Origin of the sequence: Massilia sp. ST3, from assembly GCF_018119405.1 — a bacterium.
Taxonomy (GTDB): Bacteria; Pseudomonadota; Gammaproteobacteria; order Burkholderiales; family Burkholderiaceae_D; genus Telluria.
Genome location: NZ_JAGPWC010000120.1, coordinates 1 through 8,810 on the forward strand (window position 1 = coordinate 1; position 8,810 = coordinate 8,810).

Genomic DNA, 8,810 nt, shown 5'->3' on the forward strand with positions numbered 1-8,810 from the left:
CTTGTCGACGAAGCGTTGTGTTCGTCAGCAGCAGAGGAATGAGATTATGCGGGAGCGGCTGATCCGCGTCAACCCCAATTTTGCGTAAGTGCACAACTTAAGCGCGCTTTAAGCGTATCGGTCACACAGGCTGGAAGCGTACAATCCTCCTTTTGCCGACCCTCCCCGCATCATGACGATCCTCCTCTCCACGCTCAACGCGCGCTACACCCACGCGTCGCTCGGCCTGCGCTACCTCCTGGCCAACATGGGCGAACTGCAGGCGCAGACCCGGATCCAGGAATTCGTCATCGGCGCCAAGACTACCGACCTGGTCGAACGCATCCTGGCGCACCAGCCGCGCATCGTCGGCTTCGGCGTCTATATATGGAACGTCGAGGAGACCACGAAGCTTGTCGCCATGCTCAAGCGCGTGGCGCCCAAGCTCACCATCGTGCTGGGCGGCCCGGAAGTGTCCTACGAAACCGGCGAACAGGAAATCGCGCGGCTGGCCGACTATGTCGTCACCGGCTGGGGCGATGTGACTTTCCCCAAGCTGTGCGGCGAGATCCTGAACGGCCCCAAGCCCCTGATGAAGGTGCACGCCGGCCTCCAGCCGCCGATGGGCGACATCGTCCTGCCCTACTCCCTATATAGCGAGGACGATATCGCCCACCGCACCCTGTATGTGGAAGCTTCGCGCGGCTGCCCCTTCAAGTGCGAGTTCTGCCTGTCTTCCCTGGACAAGACGGCCTGGCCCTTCCCGCTCGAGTCCTTCCTGGCCGAGCTGGAGTCGCTGTACGCGCGCGGCGCGCGCCTGTTCAAGTTCGTCGACCGCACCTTCAACCTGAACGTCAAGACCAGCCTGCAGATCATGCAGTTCTTCCTCGATAAGATCGAGGCCAACCCGGATGACCCGGTCTACGCCCACTTCGAACTGGTGCCCGACCACCTGCCGGAAGCGCTGAAGGAGACCATCGCCAAGTTCCCGGCGGGCGCGCTGCAGTTCGAGATCGGCATCCAGAGCTTCAACCCGGAGGTCCAGGCCCTGGTGAGCCGGCGCCAGAACAACGAGAAGGCGGCCGACAACATCCGCTGGCTGTGCGAGCACTCGACCGCCCACCTGCACGTGGACCTGATCGCCGGCCTGCCGGGCGAGGACGTGGCCAGCTTCGCGCGCGGCTTCGACCAGCTGGTGGGACTGGGCGCGCAGGAGATCCAGTTCGGCATCCTCAAGCGCCTGCGCGGTACGCCGATCATCCGCCACACCGAGCCCTTCGGCATGGTCTACGATCCCTATCCGCCCTACACGGTGCTGGCGACGAACCGGGTCGACTTCGCCACCATGCAGCGCCTGGTGCGCTTCGCCCGCTACTGGGACCTGGTGGCCAACTCCGGCCGCTTCGCCAACACCACCCGCGCGATGCTGGCCGACGCGCCCTTCGAGAACTTCATGGCCTTTTCGGATTGGATCTATACGAAAACGGACGCCACCCACCGCATTGCCCTCGACCGCCTGGCCAAGCTGGTGCAGGAATGGCTGCAGCTGCGCGGCCTGGACCGCGAGGAAGCGGCCGCCCTGCTTGCCAGCGACTATGCCGGCAAGGCGGGCGCTCCCGCTCCTGCTCCCGCGGCCGCCGTCGCCCCGCAGCGCCAGGTACGCCACCTGGCAGCATGACACGGTAGAGGATCGTCGCTGGCGGCGCAAACGATTCTCTTTTACACTGCGACAATGCAGATTGAAAATGCGCCAACATTAACTATCCAGCATTCCGCCTCTGGAGCGGGTCAATCTGTCGTGGCGAACGGGGTCTGGCAGGTGCATGCGCTGTCGCGGCGCGGCACCCTGAAAGGCATCACGCGCCAGCTGGCCACCCTGAAGGACAAGGGCGCTTGCGACTGGGACCTGTCCGGCATCGAGAGCCTGGACCACATCGGCGCCCAGATGTTCTGGAACGCCTGGCACAAGAAACGCCCGCCCCATCTCAAGCTGGACCCGCGCCAGGAAGACCTGTTCGCCCGCATCGAGAAGGCCAGCAGCATCAAGCTGCCGCGCCACCGGGTCAGCCCCCTGCACTGGATCATCACCCTGGGCGGCGGCATCCTGAATTTCTTCGAACACCTGCGCGCCTTCGTGGGCCTGATCGGGGTCGTGGTCCAGGACCTGGGCCGCTTCCTGCGCCGCCCGCAGACCGGCCCCTGGCGCGAGATCTCGGCCAATATCTACCACTCCGGCTTCCAGGCGCTCGGCATCACGGCGATGGTCGGCTTCCTGATCGGGATCGTGCTGTCGTATTTATCCTCGCAGCAGCTGCGCATGTTCGGTGGCGACATCTACCTGGTCAACATCCTCGGCATGGCCGTGATCCGCGAACTCGGCCCCATGCTGGCCGCGATCCTGGTGGCCGGCCGCTCCGGCTCCTCGATCACGGCGCAGCTGGGCGTGATGCGGGTGACGGAGGAACTCGACGCCATGCTGGTGATGGGCATCTCGCATGGCTACCGCCTGATCATGCCCAAGGTGATCGCGCTGGCGATCTCGATGCCATTGCTGGTGGTGTGGACCGACGCCATGGCCCTGATCGGCGGCATGGTCTCGGCCAAGATCGAGCTGAACCTGTCCTTCCGCTACTTCATCCAGAAGCTGCCGGACGCCGTGCCCTACGTGAACTACACCATCGGCCTGCTCAAGGGCGTGACCTTCGGCGTGCTGATCGCGCTGATCGCCTGCCACTTCGGGCTGCGCATCAAGGCCAACACCGAAAGCCTGGGCCGCGGCACCACCACCTCGGTGGTCACCGCGATCACGGTGGTGATCCTGGCCGACGCGGTGTACGCGATCATCTTCAGCGGAGTGGGGTTCTGATGCCGAACACGAACCGCGGCCCCCAGCGCCTCAACATGCGCCCCGAGGAGGAAGTCGGCGCGCCGGTGGTCCAGATCCGCAAGCTGTGGACGCGCTTCGGGCGCACCGTGGTGCACCAGGACCTGAACCTCGATATTTACGCGGGCGAGATCCTGACCATCGTCGGCGGTTCCGGCACCGGCAAGACCGTGCTGCTGCGCCAGATGCTGGGCCTGGAGCGCCCCTCGGAAGGCACGGTGCACGTGTTCGGCGAGGACATCAGCGCGGCCGAGCCGGAAGACCTGCAGCGCATGCGCAACCACTGGGGCATGCTGTTCCAGCAGGGCGCCCTGTACTCGGCCCTGACCGTGTTCGACAACATCGCCCTGCCGATGCGCGAGCTGCGCGCCCTGCCCGAGGACGTGATCCGCGACGCCGTGCTGCTCAAGATGGACATGGTGGGCCTCGGCCCCGAGCACGCCAACAAGATGCCGTCCGATTTGTCGGGCGGGATGGTCAAGCGCGCCGCCCTGGCGCGCGCCCTGGCGCTGGAACCTCAGTTATTGTTCCTGGACGAGCCCACCGCGGGCCTCGATCCCGATCTGTCGGATGCCTTCGTGGCCCTGATCCAGACCCTGCACCGCGAGCTCAAGCTCACGGTGGTGATGGTCACCCACGACCTCGACACGCTGTTCGCCCTGTCCTCGCGCATCGCGGTGCTGGCCGAGAAGCACGTGCTGGCGGTCGGTCCGTCGTGCGACGTGCTGCGCGTCGACCATCCGTTCATCAAACACTTTTTCCTGGGCCCGCGCGGCCAGCGGGCGCTGGAAGTGCTCGAAGAGCGCCAGGCCCAGAACGATTCGGAGACTTGATATGGAAAACAGGTCCTATGCCCTGATGACCGGCGTGTTCACGATCGCGCTCCTGGTTGCGGCGGTGCTGGTCGGCCTCTGGCTCAATCGCGACAAGACCGATTTCGTCCCCTACGAAATCGTCACCACCCAGTCGATCCCCGGCCTCAATCCGCAGGCCACGGTGCGCTACCGCGGGCTGGAAGTGGGGCGCGTGGACGAGATCGTGTTCGATCCGCGCGTCACCGGCCAGATCCTCATCAAACTGTCCGTCGACGAGAATTCGCCGGTCACCACCACCACCTTCGCCACCCTCGGCTACCAGGGCGTGACCGGGATCGCCTTCATCCAGCTCGACGACGATCGCACCGGCTCGCCGCGCCTCAAGACGGCCCCCGACCAGACCGCGCGCATCCCGCTGCGCCCGGGCCTGCTCGACATGCTGGAAAAGCGCGGCCTGGCGATCCTGGAAAAGACCGAGCAGATCACCGACAGCATTGCCAAGATCGTCGGCCCCGAAAACCAGCAGACCATCATCGGGGCGTTCGACAGCATCGGCAAGGCGGCCGACGCCTATGCCGCCATCCCGCAGAAGCTGGAGCCGACCATCGAGCGCCTGCCGCAGCTCAGCGCCAAGCTGGAACACAGCCTCGATTCCTTCGACACCGTGGCCGGCAGCGCCAACAGCATGATCAAGAACTACGACCAGCTGGCCGTCCGCCTGCAGTCGCCGGACGGCCCGGTGGAGCGCCTGAACACGGCCATCGGCTCGCTGCAGGCCGCCACCAGCGAGCTGGAACTGGAAACCCTGCCGCACGTGGTGCAGATGACCGACGAAGCGCGCCTGTCGCTGCGCGCCGTGCGCCGCACCGCCAATTCGCTGTCCGAGCGCCCGCAGAGCATCCTGTTCGGCGCGCCGGGCGAGCAGCCCGGCCCCGGTGAGCCGGGCTTCGCGCCCCCGACCAAATGAGGACCATCTTGAACGCACCATTGAACGCACAGCGCCTCCTGCCTCTCCTTGCCTGCGCCGCCATCCTGGCCGGCTGCGCCAGCAGCAAGAATTCGACGCCGTCGACTGTGTTCGACTTCGGTCCGGCGCTGCCGGCTTCCCAGGCCGCCGCCACGGCGCCGGCCCTGCCCGCCATCGTCGTGATGGACGCCACCGGCGCCGCCATCCTCGACAACGAGCGCATGTACTACCGCCTGAACTACGCCGACGCCCTGCAGGCGCGCACCTATGCCAACAGCCGCTGGAGCGGCAACCCGCTGGCCCTGGTGACCCAGCGCATCAAGGCCCGCCTGTCGCAGTCGGGCATGAAGGTGCTGTCCGCCACCGACGCCTCGACCGGCGTGCCGATCCTGCGCATGGAAGTCGACGAGCTGATGCACAGCTTCTCGGGCGTGGCGCAGAGCGAAGGCCGGCTGGTGCTGCGCGCCTCGGTGTTCAACGAGCACCGCCTGGTCGACCAGCGCACGTTCTCGCACACGACGCCGGCCGGCAGCGCCGATGCCGCGGGCGGCGCGCGGGCGCTGGCCGGCAGCCTGGACGCCGCCGCGGCCGACATCCAGGCCTGGCTGGCGACCCTGGCGCCGCAGACCGTGCGCAAATGACCGAGCCGGATGTCGCGGGCCGCCCGCGCGGCTCGCCGATCTCGCGCGCCACGCTGCTGGCCTTCCTGCTGCTGATCGTCTACGCCAGCTGGTATCCGTTTTCCGGCTGGCGCGACAGCGGCGTGCCGCCCTTCGCCTTCCTGAACCTGGTCAAGCAGCGCTACTGGACCGGCTTCGACGTCACCGTCAACATCGTCGGCTACATCCCCTTCGGCATCCTGCTGGTGCTGTCGCTCTACCCGCGCATCCGCGGCGTCTGGGCGGTGCTGGTGGCGGCCCTGGCCGGCGCGCTGGTGTCGGGCACGATGGAGGCGGTGCAGAGCTACTTGCCCAGCCGCGTGCCCTCGAACCTCGACTTCCTCACCAATGCCGGCGGCTGCCTGATCGGCGCCATCCTGGGCGCCCTGTGGGCGCCGGTGCTGCTCGACCGCAGCCGCCTGTTCCAGCTGCGGCGGCGCTGGTTTGCGCCCCACGCCAGCCAGGGCCTGGTGCTGGTGGCCCTGTGGCCCCTGGCCCAGATCTACCCCCAGAGCTACCTGTTCGGCCACGGCCAGGTGCTGCCCGTCATTTCCGGCTGGCTGTCGAAGTGGCTGGACGAGGACATCGACCTGGTCGCCAGGCTGCGTCCCGGCGCCATCATGAGCGTGGAGCAGTACTGGCTGTCCGAGACCATCATCACCGCCTGCGGCATGACGGGAGCGGCGCTGACCCTGATGTGCCTGGTGCGCCGGGGCGCGCCGCGCTTTTCGCTGATGCTGGCCCTGCTGGCGGCGACCCTGGTCGTAAAATCGCTGGCCAGCTCGCTGCTGTTCCGGCCCGATAACGCCTTCGTGTGGGTGACGCCGGGCGCGGAAGGCGGTTTCCTGATTGGCCTGATCATGCTGTCGGGCCTGGTGTTCGCGCCCCAGGTGGCCCAGCGCCGGCTGGCCGTGGTCACCCTGGTGCTCAGCCTCATCGTCGTCAATACGATTCCCGTCAACCCGTATTTCTCTTCGACCCTGCAGGGCTGGGTGCAGGGAAAATTCCTGAACTTTAATGGCGCGGCCCAGTTCCTTTCCCTGATGTGGCCGTTTTTCGCGCTCTGGTTCCTGGTGCTGCCCTCTCATAAACTCAATCGCCAGTAACAAGGGTTATCATTGCGCTTTGGCGCGCGCCATCTTTTCGACGAGAACACCATGACGGACGACAAACAGTTTTATCAGTACCACGTGTTTTTCTGCATGAACGAGCGCGAGGGCAAGGATGCACGCCAGAGCTGCGGCAAGTGCGGCGCCGAGAAGGCGCAAAAGCACGCCAAGAAGCGCATCAAGGAACTCAACCTGAGCGGCGAGGGTAAGGTGCGCATCAACCAGTCCGGCTGCCTCGACCGCTGCGAGGAAGGTCCGGTGGTGGTGGTCTATCCCGAAGGCACCTGGTACACCTATGTGGACAATGCCGACATCGACGACATCATCGACCAGCACCTCATCGGCGGCAAACCCGTCGAGCGCCTCAAGATTTAATCCAGATTCGATTTAGCAAGAAGGACAATGAATATCCATTCGCACAAGTTCACCCTGGACGGCCACGCCGGCAAGATGCAATGCCTGCTCGACCTCCCCGATAGCGAACCGCGCGGCATCGCGCTGGTGGCCCACCCGCACCCGCTGTACGGCGGCACCATGGAAAACAAGGTGGCCCAGACCCTGGCGCGCACCTTCGTCAACATGGGCTATGCCGCGGCGCGCTTCAATTTCCGCGGCGTGGGCGAGTCCGAGGGCGTGCATGACGATGGCAAGGGCGAAGTGGACGACATGGCCATCATGTACGCGCACATGCGCGAGCGCTATCCTGACCTGCCCGTGACACTGACCGGCTTCTCCTTCGGCACCTTCGTGCAGGCCCAGTTCCAGCAGCGCCTGACCGCCGAGGACCGCCCGGCCGAGCGCCTGGTGCTGGTCGGCGCCGCGGCCGGCAAGTGGCCGATGCCGCCGGTGCCCCAAGACACCATCCTGATCCACGGCGAACTTGACGATACGATCACCTTGCAGGAAGTGTATGACTGGGCGCGCCCGCTCGACATCCCGGTGATCGTGATCCCCGGCGCCGACCATTTTTTCCATCGCAAGCTCGGCCACATTAAAAATCTCGTTGCACAAATGTGGCGGCGGTGAACATTTCGGCGTAACACTGTCCTATAATGTTTGACTTCTCTTGAGGCAATGCTCTGAAGCATTGCCTTGCGCTTTACCACCTACTGATTGACGACACACTCCCATGAAAAAACTGTTCGCGGCCTTTGCCGCCAGCCTGGTGATGGTTTCGGCCAGCGCGCAAACCGTGCCGGCCCCGGCGATCGCCGCCAAATCGTGGCTGCTGCTCGATGCGACGAGCGGCCAGGTCATCGCCTCGCAGGATCCGCACGCGCGCATCGAACCGGCCTCGCTCACCAAGGTCATGACGGCCTACGTGACCTTCGCCGCGATCCGGGACAAGCGCCTGGCGCTGAACCAGATGGTGACCGTCTCGACCCGCGCCTGGAAGGTCGATGGTTCGAGCTCCAAGATGTTCATCGATCCGGCCACCCCGGTGTCGGTGAACGACCTGCTGCATGGCCTGATGGTCCAGTCGGGCAATGACGCCGCCGTGGCGCTGGCGGAAGCCGTGGCCGGCGACGAAGGCACCTTCGTGACGCTGATGAACCGCGAAGCCCAGCGCATGGGCATGAAGAACACCCGCTTCGCCAATCCGCACGGCCTGCCGGACGCGAACAACTACTCGACCGCGCAAGACCTGGCGACCCTGGCGACCACCGTGATCCGCGACTTCCCCGAGTTCTACAAGATCGACTCGGTCAAGCAGTTCACGTATAACAAGATCACCCAGCAGAACCGCAACCGCCTGCTGTGGCTGGACCCGACCGTGGACGGCATGAAGACCGGCCACACCGATTCCTCGGGCTACAGCATGATCGCCTCGGCGCGCCGCCCGAACGGCACCACCGGCCAGCGCCGCCTGATCTCGGTCGTGCTGGGCACCAGCTCGGACGCCGTGCGTACCCAGGAAAGCCAGAAGCTGCTGAACTGGGGCTTCCAGAACTTCGACACCGTCAAGCTGTACGCCAAGGGCCAGCCGATCGCCACCCCGGAAGTGTGGAAGGGTTCGCAATCGAACGTGAAGATCGGCTTCACCCGCGACGTGCTGGTGACCGTGCCAAAGGGCGTGGCGGGCAAGCTCAAGCCGGTGCTCGAGCGTAAGGATCCGCTGGTCGCGCCGCTGGCCCTGAACGGCCAGGTCGGCACGCTGAAGATGATGGCGGACGGGAAGCCGCTGCTGGTGCTGCCGGTGGTGGCGTTGGAAGAGGTGCAGGAGGCGAGCATCTTTGGCCGTGCGTGGGATTCGATGCGGCTCTGGCTGAAGTAATTCTTCGTCATTGCTGATGAAAGCCCGTCCGTGCGTGAAGCAGGGCGGGCTTTTTGTTTGTTGGCTGCGGTGCGAACTTGGGTCCCGGGCGTGGGCGGGGGGGCGGGGGTTTGGGGGGAGGG

The 8,810-nt window shown here is 65.6% G+C and carries 9 protein-coding genes; all 9 read left to right on the forward strand.

The window, feature by feature from the left end; genetic code table 11:
* The first annotated feature begins 172 nt into the window (after positions 1 to 172).
* The 9 genes from KBW98_RS23185 (at position 173) to KBW98_RS23225 (ending at position 8,688) form a co-directional block, all read left to right on the forward strand.
* On the forward strand, positions 173 to 1,657 hold the full coding sequence (locus KBW98_RS23185; protein WP_211522533.1) for a B12-binding domain-containing radical SAM protein: 1,485 nt from the start codon (positions 173 to 175) through the stop codon (positions 1,655 to 1,657).
* 54 nt (positions 1,658 to 1,711) lie between these two features.
* Positions 1,712 to 2,845: an ABC transporter permease gene (locus tag KBW98_RS23190; protein WP_211522534.1), complete on the forward strand. Its 1,134-nt coding sequence runs from the start codon at positions 1,712 to 1,714 to the stop codon at positions 2,843 to 2,845.
* Positions 2,845 to 3,696, forward strand: coding sequence for an ATP-binding cassette domain-containing protein (locus KBW98_RS23195; RefSeq protein ID WP_211522535.1), 852 nt, complete (start codon positions 2,845 to 2,847; stop codon positions 3,694 to 3,696). The genes KBW98_RS23190 and KBW98_RS23195 overlap by 1 nt, the downstream gene beginning before the upstream one ends.
* Position 3,697: 1 nt before the next feature.
* Complete coding sequence (locus KBW98_RS23200) at positions 3,698 to 4,645, forward strand: MlaD family protein (protein ID WP_211522536.1); 948 nt, start codon at positions 3,698 to 3,700, stop codon at positions 4,643 to 4,645.
* 8 nt (positions 4,646 to 4,653) lie between these two features.
* The gene (locus KBW98_RS23205) at positions 4,654 to 5,286 is read left to right on the forward strand and encodes an ABC-type transport auxiliary lipoprotein family protein (RefSeq protein ID WP_307727622.1); all 633 of its coding nucleotides are present in this window, start codon (positions 4,654 to 4,656) and stop codon (positions 5,284 to 5,286) included.
* The gene (locus KBW98_RS23210) at positions 5,283 to 6,410 is read left to right on the forward strand and encodes a VanZ family protein (RefSeq protein ID WP_211522538.1); all 1,128 of its coding nucleotides are present in this window, start codon (positions 5,283 to 5,285) and stop codon (positions 6,408 to 6,410) included. Before KBW98_RS23205 ends, KBW98_RS23210 begins: the two co-directional genes overlap by 4 nt.
* Before the next feature lie 51 nt (positions 6,411 to 6,461).
* Entirely contained in the window at positions 6,462 to 6,788 is a 327-nt protein-coding gene (locus KBW98_RS23215; protein WP_211522539.1) for a ferredoxin, read from the forward strand.
* A 27-nt stretch (positions 6,789 to 6,815) separates the two neighbouring features.
* A complete protein-coding gene (locus KBW98_RS23220; protein WP_211522540.1) occupies positions 6,816 to 7,439 on the forward strand; it encodes an alpha/beta hydrolase in 624 nt (207 codons plus the stop codon).
* Positions 7,440 to 7,542: 103 nt separating this feature from the next.
* A complete protein-coding gene (locus KBW98_RS23225; RefSeq protein ID WP_211522541.1) occupies positions 7,543 to 8,688 on the forward strand; it encodes a D-alanyl-D-alanine carboxypeptidase family protein in 1,146 nt (381 codons plus the stop codon).
* Positions 8,689 to 8,810: the final 122 nt, after the last annotated feature.

Bases quoted from the DNA above. Each gene is read 5' to 3' on its own strand.
- KBW98_RS23185 (WP_211522533.1), top strand. From the start codon at position 173: ATGACGATCCTCCTCTCCACGCTCAACGCGCGCTACACCCACGCGTCG.
- KBW98_RS23190 (WP_211522534.1), top strand. From the start codon at position 1,712: ATGCAGATTGAAAATGCGCCAACATTAACTATCCAGCATTCCGCCTCT.
- KBW98_RS23195 (WP_211522535.1), top strand. From the start codon at position 2,845: ATGCCGAACACGAACCGCGGCCCCCAGCGCCTCAACATGCGCCCCGAG.
- KBW98_RS23200 (WP_211522536.1), top strand. From the start codon at position 3,698: ATGGAAAACAGGTCCTATGCCCTGATGACCGGCGTGTTCACGATCGCG.
- KBW98_RS23210 (WP_211522538.1), top strand. From the start codon at position 5,283: ATGACCGAGCCGGATGTCGCGGGCCGCCCGCGCGGCTCGCCGATCTCG.
- KBW98_RS23215 (WP_211522539.1), top strand. From the start codon at position 6,462: ATGACGGACGACAAACAGTTTTATCAGTACCACGTGTTTTTCTGCATG.
- KBW98_RS23220 (WP_211522540.1), top strand. From the start codon at position 6,816: ATGAATATCCATTCGCACAAGTTCACCCTGGACGGCCACGCCGGCAAG.
- KBW98_RS23225 (WP_211522541.1), top strand. From the start codon at position 7,543: ATGAAAAAACTGTTCGCGGCCTTTGCCGCCAGCCTGGTGATGGTTTCG.